Genomic DNA, 17,686 nt, shown 5'->3' on the forward strand with positions numbered 1-17,686 from the left:
TCAGAATCGGTGTGCTCTGATGTAAACACTCTTTATCGATGTTCTTGGATTTCATGGCCGACCGTGCGGTCACCGGTGTCAAATCGGGCAGGCGGCGAGGGTGCAGCGCACCTGCTGGTGCAGATGGATCCGGCCGTCGGTGCCGCGGGCCTGTTCGAGCCGGTCACCGGCGATGGTCTTGACGGTGTCGTGGTCGGTGCTCGCGATGGCGTCCCACATCGCTCGCTGACCGTGGGATCGGCTGAAGACGTACCACTGCTCGACGTCGGTGAAGGTCACCTCGATGTCGAAGTGGATGGTCCGCACATCCGTGTAACCGGCCGCCGCCACCAGCTCCTCGACGCCGGTGTCGCTGCTGAAGGGCCCGGCCGCGCCGGTGGTCCGGGCGTCGAGCAGGCCGGCCGGAAGGTACGGCCGGAAAGTCGCGTCGACCGCCTCCCACACCTGGTCACGGGCGGCGAAGGTGGAGATCGCCAGCCGGCCGCCCGGCACGAGGAGGCGCCGCCAGGCGGACAGCGCGGCGAGCGGATCAGGCAGGAAGAACACGACCAGGGACGAGACCACCAGCTCGTACGCGGCCGGCGGCAACGACGGCGACGAGGCATCCAGGACCTGAACGTCGACGTTCGGCAGACCGAGGCCGGCGATGTCGGCAGCGCACGCCTCGACCATCCGCGGCGACAGGTCGATCCCGGTCACATGGCCGCCGGGGCCTACCGCGCGCGCCAGGGCGACCGTGGCGGCACCGCGTCCGCATCCCACGTCGAGGGCCCGCTCACCGCCGACCGGTGCCGCAGCGCGCACCAGCTGCTCCGCGATGGGCGTGAACCACGGGACGCCCACGTTGTCGTACACATCGGCCACCCGATCGAAGACCGCCACCACCCGCGCGCTCTTGGCCGCCCGCTCGGTCAGATCCATACGGCAAGTCTTGTCCGCGCCGCCCTCGCGGGCCAGAGCCATCCCGGCAGCTCGAGCCGCCGAACGTCGGGCCCCTTTACGAGGGTGGGGCGGGCACCCGGAACGCCCGCAGCTGCAGGGCCAGGGTCGCGTAGTAGCCGACCAGCGTGGTCAGCTCGAACAGCACCGGCAGGCCGAGCCCGTCGGCGGCGCGGGTGTACTCCTCGTCGGTGAGGTCGCGGCGGACGGCGAGGGCCTCGGAGACCTGGAGGACGAGCTGCTCGCGCGGGTCGGGGAAGGCCGTCGGATCGCCGTCGCGCAACGCGGATACCTCGGCGGCACTCATCCCGGCGGTCCGGGCGACGGCCTCGTGGGCGTACCGCTCGAAGGCGCTGTCCCAGGCGCGCGCGACGGTCAGGACGGCGATCTCCCGGCAGCGGGTGTCGAGGAGGGCCTCGTATCGGATCGCGCTGCCGAGAGCCTGCAGCGCCGTCCCGACCGAGGGTTGCAGCAGCATCGCGTTGAACGGGCCCTGGAGGCCGCCGTCCGCGTCGACCAGGGGGAACGGTGACCCGTTGCGGGCCCGGGGCCCGCCCGCGATCGCGTCGTAGAGCTCCCGCTGGGTGGTGGAGAGCTCGGCGGGCGAAAGGGGTGCGAGGCGGCGGGTCATCGGGTGTATCCCAGCAGCGCCGAGATGTCGCTGCACGCCGCGGCTACGACCGGCCGCAGCTCGCGCACGATGCGCTGGCTGGACCAGTCGCGGGACTGCACGGCGAGGTTCGCCCCGGCGACCACGGTGCCGTCCGGGCCGTGGACGGGGGCGGCGACCGACCGCAGCCCGTACGCCAGTTCCTCGTCCTGCATGGCCCAGCCGTCGTTGCGGATCTTCGTGAGCTCGTCCTGCAACTCGTCGAGGGAGAGTTTGGCGTTCGGCCCGTGATTCGCGACGAAGGAGGAATCGGTCACCCGGGAGCGCAGAGAGGCAGCGTCCAGGAACGCGAGCAGCAGCTTGCCGATCGAGGTGTGCACCGCCGGGAGCGTCGAGCCGACCTGGATGTTCGCGGTGACCAGGTCGGAGTTGCGCAGCCGCACCAGGTAGAGCACCCGGTCGCCGGTGAGGACCGCGAGGTTGACCGTCTCGCCGGTCTGCTCGGCGAGCCGCTGCAGCCGGGGCGTGGCCGCCGAGACCAGGTCGAGGCCGCGCAGCGCCGCTCCGCCGAGGGTGAGGACCCGCACGGCCGGCCGGTAGTCGCCGTTCGGCAGGTGGTCGAGGTAGCCCTCCGCGGTCAGCGTCATCACGACGCGGTAGACCGTGGGCAGTGGCATCCCGACCGCGGGCGCGATGTCGCTGACCCGCCAGGTGGGCCGCTGCTCGGTGAACAGCGACAGGATGCGCAGGCCTTTCGCCAGGGCCTCGACGCGATATTCGGGCTTCGCGGCAACAGTCACGAGTGGAAGTTACTTTCGCACAGCGAGAAATACAAGTTCCCTGAAAGTCTCCTGGTGAGCATTGACACCCGGGGTAGTGAGCGGAAACACTCGGGAAACAACGAAGGAAAGCCACTCTCGCAGAGTGAAAGTAGGGGCTAAGATGGCGCGCACGGTCTTCACCAACGGGCTGGTCTTCGACGGCAGCGGCAGCGCCCCCGCGCCGGGCGAGGTCGTCGTCGACGGCGACCGGGTGGTCGAGGTGCGCGCCGGATGGCAGGACGAGCACGGCGACGACCAGGCCAACTATGACGTGCAGATTGTTGACGCCACCGGCTGCACGGTCATGCCGGGCATGGTGGAGTCGCACAGCCATCTCACCTTCCCGTCGGCCGTCGGGCATATCGACCCTTCGTTCAACCCTCCGCTGGACGTCTCGTTCTTCCACCACATCGAAGGGCTGCCGAGCGAGCTCGCCCGGGCCGAGCGCAACGCCGCGATCCTGCTCGACCACGGCTTCACCTCGGCCTACTCGGCCGGTTCGCTCCTGCCCATGCCGGTCGAGGTCATCCTCCGGGACAAGATCAAGGCGGGCGCGGTGCCCGGCCCGCGCATGCGCGCGGCGAGCATGGAACGAGACAACCATCCGGTACGCCCGGACGGCCACACCGAGCCGGACTGGCAGGGCCCCGAGGCATGTGCGCGCTGGGTGCGGGAGCAGGCCGCCCAGGGGTACGACAGTGTGAAGTTCCTGCTCAGCAACGACGACGTGTTCGTGCCGGGCGGCTCGCAGATCACCCAGTACACCCTCGAGGAGGCGATGGCGGCCGGCGCCCAGGCCCGTGAGTCGGGGGTCTGGCTCAACTGCCACGCCCAGTCCGCCGAGTCGGTGAAGATCGCGGTCAAGGCCGGCTTCCGGAGCATCTACCACTGCACCTACGCCGACGAGGAAGCCCTGGACCTGCTCGAATCGGTCAAGGACACGGTGTTCGTCTCGCCCGCCCCCGGCATCATCTACGCGAACGTGTACGAGGGTGAGGAGTACGGCATCACCCGCGAGGTCGCCCAGAAGATGGGCTCGGTCGACGCCCTCGAGGGGATGCGCGCCATCTACCCGGAGATCCGGCGCCGCGGCATCCGGGCGCTGCCCGGCGGCGACTACGGCTTCCCCAACAACCCGATCGGCCGCAACGCCCGCGACCTGCAGCTGTTCGTCGAGGAGCTGGGCTACACGCCGCTCGAGGCGCTGACCGCGGCCACCCAGCTGGGCGGGCAGCTGCTCGACCTCGGCGACATCGGCATGCTCAAGCCCGGCTGGATCGCCGACGTGCTGGTCGTCGAGGGCAACCCGGCCGAGGACGTCCGCATCCTGCAGGACAAGGAGAACCTGCGGGTGATCATGCAGGCCGGCCGGCTGCACAAAGCGCCCGCCGTCGCATGAAGACCTTCAAAGGCCTGAATCAAAACACGATTGATCTGTACGTCCCGGACGGCGCCACCACCCTCTGCGTCTACCTGCACGGGGGTGGCTGGCGGCTGGGCGACCGCACGCAGGGCCCCGGACCGGCGGCGAAGTGGCAGCCGAGCTTCTTCGAGACGGTCGCCGGCCTGGGCGTCGCGATCGCCACGGTCAGCTACCGGAAGAGCTTCGAGGCGGTCTACCCCGCGCAGTCCGAGGACGTGACGGCCGCTCTGCGCTTCCTGGCGACCGAGCGAACGACGTACGGAATGACCGGAAATCGGACCGTGACCTGGGGTGTCTCCGCCGGGGGACACCTGGCCGCCCTGGCGGCCCTGGCCGCCGCGAACGACGTGGCGGCGACCGTCTGCTGGTATCCACCGACCGACTTCGACGCGCTGTCGAAGGACATCGACGAGGCCGGCGGCACCGGTGACCGCAGCGCCGGCTCGCGCGAGGGCCAGCTGATCGGCGCCGGCCTCGACGAGCGCCCCGACCTGGCCGCCGCGGCCTCCCCGGTGCACCACGTGCACCCCGGCCCGCCACCGTTCCTGTTCCTGCACGGCACCGCCGACCTGGCCGTGCCGCCCCGGCAGAGCGAACGGCTGGCGGAGGCCCTGCGGGCGGCCGGCGGCGCGGCGACCGTCGAGCTGATCCCGGGCGCGACCCACATGTTCCCGGAGCTCGACGACGAGGCGACGATGGCGCTGGTGCGGCGCTCGGTGGCATTCCTCGAGGGGTGAGGTGGCGAGGGGTCTCTTCAGGGTGGGTGACGGAGATCTGACACGTGGTGACGCGGCGGTCGGGCAGATAATCCGCGAGTGCCCAGCACCGAGCCGCTCACCGCACGGCCTGCCGTCGCTGCCCAGAATCGCGGCCACCGGCCACGGGTCTATGTGTCGTCCGCGGCCCTCGACCTGGCGCCGGCGCGCGCCCGGGTGATCGAGGTGATCCGCGGCAGTGGCTGCGAGGCGGTCTCGATGGAGACCTACGGCGCGGACAGCCGCCCGCCGATCGAGCGGTGCCTGGCCGATGTGGGCACCTGCGAGGTGTACGTCGGGATCGTCGCCTGGCGGTACGGTTCGGCCCCGCCCGGTTCGCCGAAGAGCTTCACCCATCTGGAGTACGAGGAGGCGGTCCGCCTGCGCAAGCAGGTGCTCCTGTTCCACCTCGACGAGCAGGCGTCCTGGCCGACCGTCCACGTCGACCGGTCGCAGGGTGAGGTGCGCAAGCTGCGCAAGATCCAGGAGCGGGACCACATCGTCGACCACTTCGGTGACGTGGACCAGCTCGGCGAGGGCGTGCGGCGAGCGCTGCACCGGCTGCTCGGCGAGAGCACCCTGCCGGTGCCCAACCTGCTGCCGTACATCGCGAACCGGCACGCCCAGCAGGACGAACTGGCCCGCGCCGCGAGCGGCGAGCTGCTCTCCCGCTCGCCGTCGGTGGTCGTCGTGCACGGCGCGGCCGGGCAGGCCCACCACAAGTTCGCCGAGTTCATGCAGGAGCAACTGCTGGCGCGGTATGCGCGGACCACCGGCCCGGTGCACATGTTCCCGATCGCGTTGCGCGCCAAGGAACTCGACCAGCCCGACGTGATCACCCGCCGGATCGCCGGGAAGTGCTCGCTCGACGCGGACGCCGACATCGAGACGCTCGCCCGCCGGCTGCACGAGCTCGGCTCGGTGAGCATGCTGCGTTTCCCGGTCGAAGTGGAGATACGCCGCGGCCGGCCGCTGGTGACCCAGGTCGGCCGGCTGATCCGCTACTTCGAGGACTGGCCGCGCCGACGTCCGCTGCGCGTGCTGCCGGTCATCTCCGCGCAGTACCGGCCACCGTCCGGGTGGGCCGCCCGGCTGCCGTGGTGGCGGTCGGCCGCCGACCGGCTGGCCGATGCGATCGGCGAGGTCGCCGGGTCGGCCGTGGTGCTGCCGCAACTCGGCAACGTCGAGATGGTCGAGGTCGAGGTGTGGTCGGAACTGCCCGAGGTGCGCCGGTTCCTCGGCGGCACCGATCCGGTGCCGGCCATCCGGGAGATCTTCCAGAAGTACGAAGCATCCACGCGGGAACGAGGAATGCCGATGGAACGGCTTGCTGCCGAGTTGACCTACCTGATGCGGTCGGGGGCGTCCTGATGCTCGGTTTCTATACGCCGGGCGTGCCCCGGCAGGCCACCGCCCCACCGCTGCCGTCCGCGTCGGCGTCGGTGCGGCTGGCCGACCCGTCCGCCTATCTGACGGCGCCCGACCTGGTGGACGCGGTGAACGTGGCGCTGCTGCTCGGGCAGCCGCTGCTGCTGACCGGCGAACCGGGCTCCGGCAAGACCCACCTGGCCGGCCACCTGGCGTGGTCGCTCGGCCTGGGGGAGTTGCTGAAGTTCGAGACGAAGTCGGACTCGACCGCGCACGCGCTGTTCTACCAGTACGACTCGCTGCGGCGCTTCGAGGCGTCGTCGCGGGGCGAGGGCGGCGACCCGGCACGCTTCCTGACCTGGACGGCGCTGGGCCGGGCCATCCTGGCCACGCTGCCGCCCGAGCAACGCGCGCTCTTCCACGTCGAGGGGGAGGACGACAAGTCGCCGCCCCGGCGGTCGGTGGTCCTGATCGACGAGATCGACAAGGCGCCCCGGGACTTCCCCAACGACGTGCTGAACGAGCTCGAGCACCTGTACTTCCGGATCCCCGAGCTGGGTGACGTGGTGGTCCGCGCCGACGACAGCCACCGGCCGATCGTGATCATCACCAGCAACTCGGAGCGGGACCTGCCCGAGCCGTTCCTGCGCCGCTGCGTGTTCCACCACCTGACGTTCCCGGACGAGGAGTCGATGCGCCGCATCGCGCTCAGCCACCTCGGCGCCCACGTCCGCGGCCTCGATCCGTTGCTCGATCAGGCGATCTCGCTGTTCAGCCTGCTCCGCTCGGACACCGCCGGTCTGTCCCGCCGGCCCGGGCTGGCCGAGTTCCTGAACTGGCTGGTGGTGCTCGGCCACGGCGACCCGGCGCAGGCCATGACCGCCCGGACGTTGCGGGTCACGGTCGGCGTGCTGGTGAAGACGGCTGCTGACGTCGACCGGGCGAATGTCGTCGTGGACACCTGGCTCGCCGGCCGGGGCGGCTGACGGTGGAGACCGGCTCGGCAGCCGCGGCGACCCTCTGGGGTGTCGTCGCCCGCCTGCGCGCCCGAGGCTGGCACATCTCGCTCCGGGAGATCCAGCGGGCCCAGGACGTCACCGCCTATCTCGTCGCCCGGCTCGGCCGGCCGCCCACCGACGACGAACTGCGCCGCCACCTCCAGCCGATCTTCTGCGGCCGGGACCGCGATCTGGCCACGTTCGCCGAGGTGTTCCGGGACAGCCTGCCCGCGCCGGCCGCCGGTGCCGCATCGGCGGCCGCCCGCCGGTCCTGGTGGCGGCGGATTCCGCCGCCTCTGGCCGGGGTTGCGATCCTGCTGGCGGTGGTGCTGCTCGTCGCGGTGGCCGGCTGGTTCTGGAACCTGGTCCTGGCGCCCACCGTCCCGACCGGGGGCGGTGGTACGGGCAACTCCGCGGACCAGGCCGATCCCCGCTGGACCCGGCAGCTCTGGCTGAGCGTGGCCGTTCTCGCCGTGGTGATCGCGACGGCGTCGGTGCTCGCCCTCCGTAAACGGCTGCGGCGGCGACCGCCGTCGCCGTCCCTCCAGCCCGATCTGGACCTGGGCTGGGAGACCGCGCACCCACTCGACCCCGACGACGGCGTACGGGTGGCCCGCGCGTTGCGGGCCCGCACCCGCGAGCCCGGCCGGGGCACCCTGGACATCCGGCGGACGGTCGACGCCACGATCCGGGCCGGGATCCGGCTCACGCCCTGCTTCGTGGAATACAAGCGGGCCCCCGAATACCTCGCGGTGATCGAGCAGCGCAGCGCCGGTGACGTGCTGGCCGGCCACTACGCCCGGATGGTCGACCAGTTGGGCGCGCAGGGCGTCGGTATGCGGCGGACCGGCCTTCAGCCGCGCTCCTCGCTGGTCCTCGACCCGGTGCGGGGTCCGCGGCACCTGGAGTCGTTGCAGCCGGCCAGCGAGCGGGAACGGCTGCTGCTGTTCGCCCCGGACTGGTTGCTGCGCGATCCGCTCACCGGCGCGGACCGGGTCTGGCTGGACCGGTTCGGCCAGTGGGCCGAGACGATCCGGATCGACCCCGACGTGCACCGTGCCCGGCCGCTGCGGGTGGTCGATCGGGTGCTCGACGATGTGCGCGCGCTCGACCCGGCCTGGGCCCGGGCGCGGAACCGGCCATCGGCGGCCGCGTCGCCGCTGCCGTCGGTGTTCGAGACCGGCGACCTGGTGTGGATCGAGCCGCTTCCGCCGCCCCGCGAGGAACTGCTGCGGGTGCTGGAAATGCTGGTCACGACGCTCGGTTCGGCCGGGTGGTACTGGCTGAGCGCGAGTGCCGTCTACCCGGAGATCAGCTATGAGCTGACGGTCGCGCTCGGCCGGCTGCTGCACGCGGAGGACGGACGGCCGCTGTCGGAGCACCTGCCCCTCGAGGTGCTGGCCCGGCTGCCCTGGTTCCGGCACGCGTACATGCCGGACTGGCTGCGCGCCAGCCTGATCGGCACGCTGTCGAGGGGACAACTCGTCGAGGCCCGCGCGGCGCTCGACCGGGCACTGACCAGCGACTCGGTCGCCGGGCTGTCGGTCGCCGAGTCCGGCCCCGGCGCCCAGCCCGCCGAGCTGACCGACCGCGTCTACCTGGAGGGGACGTCGCTGCGCCGCCGCAAGCTCGCGGCGGCGGCCCCGAAGCCGCTGGTCGCGGCTATTCGCCGGCAGCGGCACCGGATCGCGATGCCGGGGCTGGCGGCGGACGCCCCGGCCCCGCGGGTACGGCGGGCGCTGGTCACCAGCAGCGCGCTGCTGGTGACACTGGTCCTGATGACCACCATCGGGATAGCCGTGCACGCCGGACTGTCCCTGGCCGGTGGTTCGTACGACCTGGTCGAGAACTGGACCAGCAGCTACCTCTGGCCGTCGGTGGCGGTCTACTCGTCCATGGCCGCGATGGGGGTGGCCGCGTTCACCGGGGCGATCGCGGCGGCGGCCGGTCGCCGCCGCGGAACCCTGCTCGGCGGCGGGTTGTCCGTCCTGGTGCTAGCCACGCTGCCGGTGCTCACCGCGTCCACGCCGAACGCCGCGTTCACCCCGGTGCTGGTGACCGAGCCGATTCTGGCGGTCGCCTGGACGGCGAGCGTGCTGACCCGGCGGTTCGCCGACGTCCCCGTGCCCTGGCCGGCGTTCCAACGCCGGAACCGGCGGGTCCTCACCACCGCTCTCCTGGTCACGCTGCTGGCCGGGGCGCTCGGCTTTCTCGGGACGCGCACCGAGTCCTGGCCGGCGGCGCTGCTCGACTCGGACTGGGGGCAGGCGATTGCCTTCTGCCTGGCGGTCGGCGGGTTCGCGATCGGCTTCGGCGGGGCGTACGTCGGCGGCGTGCGGATCGTGCCGCTGACGGCCGGCGTCGTCGTCGCGGTGACCCCGGTCTTCAACGACATCGGCGACTTCATTACGTTGCTCGCCCTGCCCGCCCTGCTCCTGCTTGTCGTTGTCGTCGTGCTGCTGCGCCGATACCGGGACCGGCCACCGCCGGAGTTCTGGGAGACCCGCTGGTACGAGTGGAAACGGCCGCTGCTGGTGGGCGTTCCGGGTGTTGCGGGCGTGCTGACCTGGATCCTGTCCGGCGGAGACCTGTGGCTGACCGCCTGGTTCGCCGGGATTCCGGCCGTCTTCGCCGCCCTGAACGCCACGGCCGACCGCATCGGCGCGTTCGTGGCCCGCAACCGCCTCGACGTCCGCTTCCCACTGCACCTCGACTGACGCCCGGGCTACAGCAACGACTCCACCGCGCCGATCACCTCGGCGTCGGCGCCCAGTTCGGCCGGGCGGACGGTCAGGGCGGATGCCGCGGCCGGGGCGCAGTGTCGTTGCAGGGACTCCCGGATGCCGTCGACGACATAGGGCCCAGCCTCGATGAACCGGCCGCCGACCACGACGATCTGCGGGTTCAGGGCGTTGCACAGCGGCGCCACGGTGCGCCCGATCAACCGGCCGGCGTCCAGCAGCGCCCGCTGGGCCGGCCGGTCGCCGGCGGACACCAGGTCGAGGAAGCGTTCCTCGGACGGCGGGCCGCCCAGCGGCAGGAAGTAGCGCGGCGACAGGTAGGTGGACAGGCAGCCGCGGCTGCCGCAGATGCACAGCGGGCCCACCTCGCGCACGTTGAGGTGCCCCACCTCGCCGGCGTAGCCGATCGCACCGCGGTACATCCGGCCGCCGGCCACGATGCCGGCCCCGGTGTACTGGTCGGCGCGCAGGTAGAGGACGTCGCGGGCGCCGCGGGCGGCGCCGCGCCGGGTCTCGCCGAGGGCGGCCAGGTGGGCGTTGTTGCCGGCCACCACGGGTACGCCGAGGATCTCGGTGATCTGTTCGGCGGGGGAGAAGCCGGCGAACATCGGCAGGACGCCGCGCGGACCGAAGCTGCCGGTCACCGGGTGCACCGGGGAGGGCACGCTGACGGCCGCGGCGACCAGCGAGTCGGGTGGGTGGCCGTGCTCGGCGAGCAGGGCCGCGGCCATCTCGCCGGCGGCGCGGACGCTCCCCTGGCCGTCGCGGGACATCGGCATCGGGCGGAACGTCTCGTGCAGCCGGGTGCCGGCCATGTCGGTGAGCACGGCGTGCACGCCGTCGGCGCGGACCGCCAGTCCGGCCAGCAGGCCGGGGGCGATCACGGCGCGGAAGTGCGGGGAGGGGCGGCCGGACCGGCCGGTGCCGGCCGGTGGGTCGCACGGTTCGGCCAGCTGGTCGGCGACCAGGCCGGCCAGCACGTCGGCGACGGCGGCGCGGGGGAGATGGGTGATCCGGGCGATGTCGCTGCGCGCCACCGGGGCACCGTGCTGCAGCAGCAGGTCGAGGATGGCGTCGCGGCGGTGGTCGCGCTCGCGGACCGCGGGCGGGCCGGGGACGGACGGGACGCTGCGGGCGACCGGAGTGCCGTGCAGGGCGGCGGTGACCGCGCCGATCAGGGCGGCCCGGTCGCCCAGCTCACCGGCCCGCACCTCGAGGGCGTCGGCCACCTCGGGCTGGGCGTAGCGGCGCACCGAGTCGGCGACCCCGGCGACCAGCGGGCCGTGCTCGGTGATCAGCGGGCCGTCCAGGACGACCAGGGCCGGGTTGACGGTGTTGGCGAGGTCGGCGACGACCCGGCCGATCATGCGGCCGGCGTCGGCGAGGACCCGTTCGGCGATCGCGTCGCCGGCGGCCAGCTGGACGGCGCGGACGGCGGTGACCTCCTCGCCGTACATCTGGGAGAGGGACGCCAGGACCTCGCGGGGCGACGCGATGGTCTCCAGGCAGCCGCGGTTGCCGCAGCGGCACAGCGTGCCGGTCTCGTCGACCTGCACGTGCCCGATCTCGCCGGCCACGCCGCTGGCGCCGTGCTGGACCACGCCGTCGAGCAGCAGGCCGCAGCCGATGCCGGTGGCGATGCGCAGGTAGCAGACGTCGCGGCGGCCGGCGGCGACGCCGTGCTTCAACTCGCCGATCAGGGCCAGGTCGGCGTCGTTGCGGATGCCGACCGGGTAGCCGAGGCGGTTGCGCAGCTCGGTGCCGGGGTGCAGGCCCGCCCAGCCGGGCAGCACGCTGCTGGCCTGCACGACTCCACCGGCGACCGGGGCCGACAAACCGACCATCACCGCCCAGACGCGGCGCCCGGCGACGGCCTCGGTGATCAGGGCGGCGGCGGTGTCGAGACCGGCCTGGCCGTCATCGGGGTCGGTGTCGGCGGCCCGCTCGGCGAGGATCTCGCCGGACAGGTCGGCGGCTGCCACCCGTACGCCCGCGGCTCCGACCACCGCACCCACCACGACGCCGGCCTGCGCGCCCAGGGTGAGCAACCGGGCCGGCCGGCCCGGCCGGCTGCCGTCGGCGGCGGCCTCCTCCTCGGCCAGGACGCCCTCCGCGAGGAGCTCGGCGACGAGCGCGTTGACGGTCGCCCGGGCCATGCCGGTGCGCCGGACGATCTCGGTGCGGCCGGCCCGGCCGGTTTCCCGCACGGTGGCCAGAATCAGGTCCCGATGCTGCATGTCAGCTCCCCGGTTTTGCTGGAACTAGACATTACTCCGGCATCTGCACAGAAACCTATGGAGCGAATCCGGCAAAACGTGCGTGATCAGCATTACGAGAGGCCGAATCAGGGCTCAATTGTGGGCCGACGGCCGCTGGTTTCGCGTTAATGCGCTCGATACCTTCGCTATATCAGGCGGTAACGAGCGACAGCCGGGAAGCCTGAAAGTTCTCCCCGCATCAGCCGAAGAGGTGTGCGATGACCGCTGTAGAAACCGGTCGGGTCCGGCAATTCGCTCCCGCCGCTGCCGAAGAACCCACCACCCCGCCCAACGCACCGGCCCGCCTCATCGCGGCGATGGCCCTGGCCCAGTTCGGCGCCTACCTGACGATCCTCACGCCGGTCGTGGTGACACTGTCCATCCGGGTCGCCCAGATCGCGCCGGACAGCAAGACCTCCGCGCTGAGTACGGTGCTCTCCGTCGGTGCGCTGCTCGCGCTGATCGGCAACCCGTTCTTCGGCGCGATGTCCGACCGCACCACCGCCCGGATGGGCCGGCGCCGCCCGTGGCTGATCGGCGGCATCACGGCCGGCTTCCTCGGCCTGCTCGTGGTCGCCACCGGCGGCAACATCGCGACGCTGACCTTCGGCTGGGCGCTCGCTCAGCTCGGCGTCAACGCCACCCTGTCGACGCTGACCGCCCTGATGCCCGACCAGATCCCGGCGCACCAGCGCGGCCGGGTCGGCGGCATCCTCGGCCTGATGACCTCGGTGGCCATCCTGGCCGGCACCGCCCTCGCCGCCCTGCTGGACGGCAGCACCCTGCTGATGTTCATGGTGCCGGCCGCGGTCGGCCTGCTCACCGTGCTGGTGCTGATCTTCGTGCTGAAGGACCGGCCGGCCGCGCCGGGGCACTTCGGGCGGTACACGGTCAAGGAGTTCGTGCGCACCTTCTACGTGAACCCGCGCCGGCACCCGGACTTCTCGTGGAACCTGCTCAGCCGCTTCCTGCTCTGGATGGGCCTGTCCTGCCTCACCACCTACCAGGCGTACCTGCTGATCGACCGGTTCGGGTACACCACCGACACCGTCGCCTCGGGCGTGCTGGTGGCCACCCTGATCACCACGGCCGGCCTGGTGCTCGGCTCGTCGGTCGGCGGCTGGCTCTCCGACCGCAGCGGCGCCCGCAAGCCGTTCGTGTTCGGCGCCGGCCTGGTCGTCGCGGTCGGCCTGGCGATCACCGCGTTCAGCACCAGCTTCGGCGTCTTCCTGGTGGCGGCGGCGATCTTCGGTCTCGGCGAGGGCGTCTACCTGGCCGTCGACCTGGCGCTGGCCACCGAGGTGCTGCCCGACCCGGACGACGCGGCCAAGGACATGGGCGTGCTGAACATCGCGAACGCCCTGCCGCAGTCGCTGGTGCCGATCCTGGCCGCCCCGATCCTCGCCGTCGGCGCCGGCACGGCCTCCAACTACAAGCTGCTCTTCCTGCTCGGAGCCATCGTGGCGGTGGCCGGTTCGGCCCTGGTCCGCATGGTCCGCGGCGCGCGCTGAGAAGGTCAAGATCATGAACCCGTACGAGAACGCCGCCCTCCCGATCGAGGAGCGCGTCACCGACCTGCTGTCCCGGATGACCGTGGCCGAGAAGGCCGCCCTGATGTTCCACACCATGGTGGCGGTCGACCCGGACGGCACCCTGCACGAGCCGGACACCGCGGGCGGGATGTTCCCCTCGACGAACTGGCTGGTCCGCGACAAGCTGATCACCCACGTCAACATCCTCACGATGGCACCGGTGCCGCCCGTGAAGATCGCCGAGTGGCACAACCGGATCCAGGAACTCGCCGCCGGCAACCGCCTCGGCATCCCGATGACGATCTCCACCGACCCCCGGCACGGCACCGTCGACAACCCGGCGACCTCGGCCGCGGCCGGCGGATTCTCCGCCTGGCCGGAGCCGATCGGCCTGGGCGCGACCAAGGACCCCGATCTGGTACGCGAGTTCGCCGACACGGTTCGCCAGGAGTACCTGGCCGCGGGCATCCGGGTCGCCCTGCACCCGATGGCCGACCTGGCCACCGAACCCCGCTGGGCCCGCACCAGCGGCACCCTCGGCTCCGACCCTGCGCTGGTTGCCGAGCTGGTCGCGGCGTACGTCAAGGGTCTGCAGGGTGACCGGCTCGGGCCGGACAGCGTCGTCGCGATGGTGAAACACTTCCCGGGCGCCGGACCCCAGAAAGACGGAGAAGACGCCCATTTTCCGTACGGGCGGGAGCAGGTCTACCCGGGTGGCCGCTGGGACGACCACCTCAAGCCGTTCGAGGCCGCCTTCGCCGCCGGGGTGGCCCAGGTGATGCCGTACTACGGCATGCCGGTCGGCACCCAGCACGAAGAGGTCGGCTTCGGCTTCAACCAGGGCATCATCCAGGGGCTGCTGCGCGGCCACTACGGCTTCGACGGGGTGGTCTGCACCGACTGGGGTCTGGTCACCGACGCCGAGATCATGGGCTCACCGATGCCGGCCCGCGCCTGGGGCGTGGAAAACCTCGACCGGCTCGCCCGCGTGCAGCGGATCATCGACGCCGGCGCCGATCAGCTCGGCGGCGAGTACGCCCCGGAGCTGGTGGTGGAGCTGGTCGAGCGGGGCCGGGTCACCGAGGCCCGGATCGACGAGTCGGCGCGGCGGATCCTGCGCGACAAGTTCCGCCTGGGCCTGTTCGACGACCGCCGCTACGTCGACGCGGCGGCCGCCCGGCACACCATCGGCACGCCGGCCTTCCTGACCGCCGGCCTCGAGGCCCAGCACCGCTCGGTGGTCGTGCTCGAGGCGCCGGCGCTGCCCCTGACCGAGGGCATCACCGTCTACCTGGACGGCCTCGACCCGGTGGTGGCCGGCCGGTACGCCAAGGTCGTCACCGACCCGGCCGAGGCCGACGTGGCGATCGTCCGGCGCGCCACCGCCTACGACAACTCCCGGTCCGCCGGGTTCGAGGCGTTCTTCCACGCCGGCCGGCTCGACTGGACCGCCGAGGAGATCGCGCCGGTGCTGGATCTGGCCGGCCGGCTGCCGACCGTGGTGGACGTGATGCTCGACCGCCCCGCCGTGCTCACCCGGCTGGCCGGGACGGTGGCCGGGCTGGTCGGCACGTTCGGTGCGAGCGACGAGGCGCTGCTGGACGTGCTGTTCGGGCGGGCCGCCGCGTCCGGGACGCTGCCGTTCGAACTGCCGTCGTCGATGGCCGAGGTCGAGGCGTCCCGCGAGGACGTGCCGAACGACACCGACCACCCGCTCTACCCGTACGGCCATGGGCTGACCTGGCCCGCTCGCTGATCGACCGGTTGCAATTGGGGGGCGCGTCAGCGCCCCCCTTCAGCTTGTGCGCCACCGAGCCGAAGCCACCTGGGAAGCACCCTCTGCTCCCGTCCGCTCGCGAAAGGCGCTGGTCTTGAGTACCGCTACCGAACTGTCCCCGCCGCCGTCCCCGGCGGCTGCCCAGGCGGCCGGCTCCGGCCGCTGGTGGTCGCTGGTCGTGCTGGCCATGGCCCAGCTCATGGTGGTGCTGGACGCCACGATCGTGAACATCGCGCTGCCCACCGCCCAGGCCGACCTCGGCTTCTCCGACGCCAGCCGGCAGTGGGTCGTCACCGGTTACGCCCTCGCCTTCGGCAGCCTGCTGCTGCTCGGTGGCCGGCTCAGTGACTTCTTCGGCCGCAAGCGGATGTTCCTCATCGGCCTGGTGGGCTTCGCGCTCGCGTCCGCCCTCGGCGGTGCCGCCAACGGCTTCGAGATGCTGATCGTCGCCCGCATCCTGCAGGGTGCCTTCGGTGCCGCGCTGGCCCCGGCCGCCCTGTCTCTGCTGTCCACCACATTCACCAACCCGACCGACCGGGGCAAGGCGTTCGGCATCTTCGGCGCCATCTCCGGCGCCGGCGGCGCCGTCGGCCTGCTGCTCGGCGGCGTGCTGACCGAGTACGCGTCGTGGCGTTGGTGCCTCTACGTCAACCTGGTCATCGCGGCCATCGCCGTGGTCGGCGCCCTGATGAAGCTGCAGGACGAGAAGATCACCGACCGCGCCAAGATCGACGTCCCGGGCGCGGTCACCGCGATCGTCGGCCTCGTCGGCCTGGTGTACGGCCTCGGCAAGGCGGAGACCGACGGCTGGAGCGCGGCCGCCACCCTCACCCCGATCATCGTCGGCGTGGTCGTGCTGGTCGCGTTCGTGCTGATCGAGCTGCGCGTGCCGCACCCGCTGCTGCCGCTGCGCGTCGTGCTCGACCGTAACCGCGGTGGCTCGTACGCCTCGATCGGCATCGCCGGCGCCGGCATGTTCGGCATCTTCCTGTTCCTGACCTACTACCTGGTCGGCTTCCTCGGATTCACCCCGATCCAGACCGGCCTGGCGTTCCTGCCGATGCTCGGCGCGATCATGCTGTCCGCCACCACGGCCGGCTCGATCCTCACCCCGAAGGTCGGCCCGCGGCCGCTGGTCCCGGTCGGTGCCCTGATCGCGGCGGTCGGCATGGCTTTCCTGACCCGCCTCGATTTGGACTCGACGTACGCGTCGGGTGTCCTGCCCGGTCTGCTGATCATCGGCCTCGGCCTCGGCATGGTCTTCGCCCCGACCCAGAACGCCGCCACCAGCGGCGTCGAGCACCGCGACGCGGGCGTCGCCTCCGCCATGGTCAACACGATGCAGCAGATCGGCGGCTCCATCGGCACCGCGCTGCTCAGCTCGTTCGCGGCCTCCGCGGCGACGAACTACGCCACGGGCAAGACGCCGTCGGCGCTGGTCGAGGCCCAGGCCCAGCTGTCCAGCTACCACACGGTGTTCTGGTGGTCGTGCGGCTTCTTCCTGCTGGCCGCGCTGGTCTCGGTGCTGATCTTCCGGAACGGCCCCCTCGACGTCGACCCGGACGCCCCGAAGGCGATGGCCCACTGACGAGAGTTCTACCCGGTTCCCCGGTCGTGCTCCGGCACGGCCGGGGATTACCGTTTCCGGATGTCTTCGGCTCCCGACCGGCACGCCCTGGTCATCGCCACATCGGTGTACGACGACCGGAGCCTGGCCCGGCTGCGGGCACCCGCCAACGACGCCCTGGACATGGCCGCGGTGCTCAGCGACCCGGAGTCCGGCGGATTCGCGGTCACCACCGTCGCCGATGCGCGGGAGAGTGTGATCCGCCGCGAGGTCGACCAGTTCCTGCACGGCCGCCGCACCGGCGACGTCGTCGGCCAGTTGGAGGGCAGCGGCCGGGTCGTGATGACCGCGTCCGGCGCCACCGAGTACTCCTGGGAGGGCGAGCCGCTCGACGGCGCCGCCAACCAGCGATCCGTCTTCACCGGCGCCCTGGTCAAGGGTCTGCGTGGGGACGCCGACCGGCAGGGCCGGGGTTTCATCACCGTCGACGATGCGTACGACTACGCCAGCGACGAGATGAAGAGGCTCGGTGCCAAGCAGCGGCCGGAGATCGCCACGGTGCGCGGCCGCGGCGAGATCGTGCTGACCCGGACCGCCCGCCGGCCGGCATCGTCCCGGGCAGTCCCGGCCGCGGTGATCGCGGGCCTGAGCAGCGCCGACGAGGAGACCCGGTTCGACGCGTACGTCGCGCTGTCCCCATGGCTGGGATCCCAGGATCCGGCCGAACAGCAGACGGGCCCGGCGCCTGCTGCGTGCGGCCGCCGATCGGCACGGGCCGGCGAAACCGTCACTGGTGAACAGCGCCGCAGCGCGCGACGCGGCCCCGGCCTTCCGGCGCCTGCTGGCCCGCCTGGCTGCTGAGCAGCGGTCCGGTCACGCTCGGCCTCGACCCGGAGC

Annotated in this window: 13 protein-coding genes; 9 read left to right on the forward strand and 4 right to left on the reverse strand. The window is 72.1% G+C overall.

Features of this window, described 5'->3' with window-relative positions; all coding sequences use genetic code 11:
• Positions 1 to 78: 78 nt before the first annotated feature.
• The 3 genes from Ato02nite_RS04640 to Ato02nite_RS04650 form a co-directional block, all read right to left on the reverse strand.
• Positions 79 to 921 carry a class I SAM-dependent methyltransferase gene (locus Ato02nite_RS04640; RefSeq protein WP_213005103.1) on the reverse strand — a complete coding sequence of 281 codons (843 nt, stop codon included), beginning with the start codon at positions 919 to 921 and terminating at the stop codon, positions 79 to 81.
• Between the two features lie 76 nt (positions 922 to 997).
• Positions 998 to 1,570, reverse strand: a complete 573-nt coding sequence (locus tag Ato02nite_RS04645) for a carboxymuconolactone decarboxylase family protein (RefSeq protein WP_213005104.1) — start codon at positions 1,568 to 1,570, stop codon at positions 998 to 1,000.
• Positions 1,567 to 2,349 carry an IclR family transcriptional regulator gene (locus Ato02nite_RS04650; RefSeq protein ID WP_213005105.1) on the reverse strand — a complete coding sequence of 261 codons (783 nt, stop codon included), beginning with the start codon at positions 2,347 to 2,349 and terminating at the stop codon, positions 1,567 to 1,569. The genes Ato02nite_RS04645 and Ato02nite_RS04650 overlap by 4 nt, the downstream gene beginning before the upstream one ends.
• Positions 2,350 to 2,491: 142 nt before the next feature.
• On the opposite strand from Ato02nite_RS04650, the gene Ato02nite_RS04655 reads away from it, so the two are divergent.
• From Ato02nite_RS04655 to Ato02nite_RS04675, 5 genes are all read left to right on the forward strand, one after another.
• On the forward strand, positions 2,492 to 3,769 hold the full coding sequence (locus Ato02nite_RS04655; protein WP_213005106.1) for an amidohydrolase family protein: 1,278 nt from the start codon (positions 2,492 to 2,494) through the stop codon (positions 3,767 to 3,769).
• A complete protein-coding gene (locus tag Ato02nite_RS04660; RefSeq protein ID WP_213005107.1) occupies positions 3,766 to 4,530 on the forward strand; it encodes an alpha/beta hydrolase in 765 nt (254 codons plus the stop codon). The genes Ato02nite_RS04655 and Ato02nite_RS04660 overlap by 4 nt, the downstream gene beginning before the upstream one ends.
• Before the next feature lie 78 nt (positions 4,531 to 4,608).
• Positions 4,609 to 5,919, forward strand: a complete 1,311-nt coding sequence (locus tag Ato02nite_RS04665) for a DUF4062 domain-containing protein (RefSeq protein WP_213005108.1) — start codon at positions 4,609 to 4,611, stop codon at positions 5,917 to 5,919.
• A complete protein-coding gene (locus Ato02nite_RS04670) occupies positions 5,919 to 6,902 on the forward strand; it encodes an AAA family ATPase (RefSeq protein WP_213005109.1) in 984 nt (327 codons plus the stop codon). The genes Ato02nite_RS04665 and Ato02nite_RS04670 overlap by 1 nt, the downstream gene beginning before the upstream one ends.
• A gap of 2 nt (positions 6,903 to 6,904) precedes the next feature.
• Entirely contained in the window at positions 6,905 to 9,631 is a 2,727-nt protein-coding gene (locus Ato02nite_RS04675; RefSeq protein ID WP_213005110.1) for a hypothetical protein, read from the forward strand.
• Positions 9,632 to 9,639: 8 nt separating this feature from the next.
• On the opposite strand, the gene Ato02nite_RS04680 is transcribed toward Ato02nite_RS04675, so the two are convergent.
• Positions 9,640 to 11,892 (reverse strand): ROK family transcriptional regulator, encoded by a 2,253-nt coding sequence (locus Ato02nite_RS04680; RefSeq protein ID WP_213005111.1) that lies wholly within the window; start codon positions 11,890 to 11,892, stop codon positions 9,640 to 9,642.
• Between the two features lie 239 nt (positions 11,893 to 12,131).
• Between Ato02nite_RS04680 and Ato02nite_RS04685 the strand changes: the two genes are divergently transcribed.
• From Ato02nite_RS04685 to Ato02nite_RS04700, 4 genes are all read left to right on the forward strand, one after another.
• Entirely contained in the window at positions 12,132 to 13,424 is a 1,293-nt protein-coding gene (locus tag Ato02nite_RS04685; protein WP_213005112.1) for an MFS transporter, read from the forward strand.
• 13 nt (positions 13,425 to 13,437) lie between these two features.
• Complete coding sequence (locus Ato02nite_RS04690) at positions 13,438 to 15,201, forward strand: glycoside hydrolase family 3 protein (protein WP_213005113.1); 1,764 nt, start codon at positions 13,438 to 13,440, stop codon at positions 15,199 to 15,201.
• Positions 15,202 to 15,316: 115 nt separating this feature from the next.
• The gene (locus Ato02nite_RS04695; protein WP_246606086.1) at positions 15,317 to 16,810 is read left to right on the forward strand and encodes a DHA2 family efflux MFS transporter permease subunit; all 1,494 of its coding nucleotides are present in this window, start codon (positions 15,317 to 15,319) and stop codon (positions 16,808 to 16,810) included.
• A 60-nt stretch (positions 16,811 to 16,870) separates the two neighbouring features.
• On the forward strand, positions 16,871 to 17,650 hold the full coding sequence (locus Ato02nite_RS04700; protein ID WP_213005114.1) for a caspase family protein: 780 nt from the start codon (positions 16,871 to 16,873) through the stop codon (positions 17,648 to 17,650).
• Positions 17,651 to 17,686: the final 36 nt, after the last annotated feature.

Source organism: Paractinoplanes toevensis (genome assembly GCF_018332695.1).
In the GTDB taxonomy this organism is placed as follows: domain Bacteria; phylum Actinomycetota; class Actinomycetes; order Mycobacteriales; family Micromonosporaceae; genus Actinoplanes; species Actinoplanes toevensis.

Excerpts from the sequence above, each read along its gene's own strand:
- Ato02nite_RS04640 (WP_213005103.1), bottom strand. The coding sequence starts at position 921 with ATGGATCTGACCGAGCGGGCGGCCAAGAGCGCGCGGGTGGTGGCGGTC.
- Ato02nite_RS04645 (WP_213005104.1), bottom strand. The coding sequence starts at position 1,570 with ATGACCCGCCGCCTCGCACCCCTTTCGCCCGCCGAGCTCTCCACCACC.
- Ato02nite_RS04655 (WP_213005106.1), top strand. The coding sequence starts at position 2,492 with ATGGCGCGCACGGTCTTCACCAACGGGCTGGTCTTCGACGGCAGCGGC.
- Ato02nite_RS04660 (WP_213005107.1), top strand. The coding sequence starts at position 3,766 with ATGAAGACCTTCAAAGGCCTGAATCAAAACACGATTGATCTGTACGTC.
- Ato02nite_RS04670 (WP_213005109.1), top strand. The coding sequence starts at position 5,919 with ATGCTCGGTTTCTATACGCCGGGCGTGCCCCGGCAGGCCACCGCCCCA.
- Ato02nite_RS04680 (WP_213005111.1), bottom strand. The coding sequence starts at position 11,892 with ATGCAGCATCGGGACCTGATTCTGGCCACCGTGCGGGAAACCGGCCGG.
- Ato02nite_RS04685 (WP_213005112.1), top strand. The coding sequence starts at position 12,132 with ATGACCGCTGTAGAAACCGGTCGGGTCCGGCAATTCGCTCCCGCCGCT.
- Ato02nite_RS04690 (WP_213005113.1), top strand. The coding sequence starts at position 13,438 with ATGAACCCGTACGAGAACGCCGCCCTCCCGATCGAGGAGCGCGTCACC.
- Ato02nite_RS04700 (WP_213005114.1), top strand. The coding sequence starts at position 16,871 with ATGTCTTCGGCTCCCGACCGGCACGCCCTGGTCATCGCCACATCGGTG.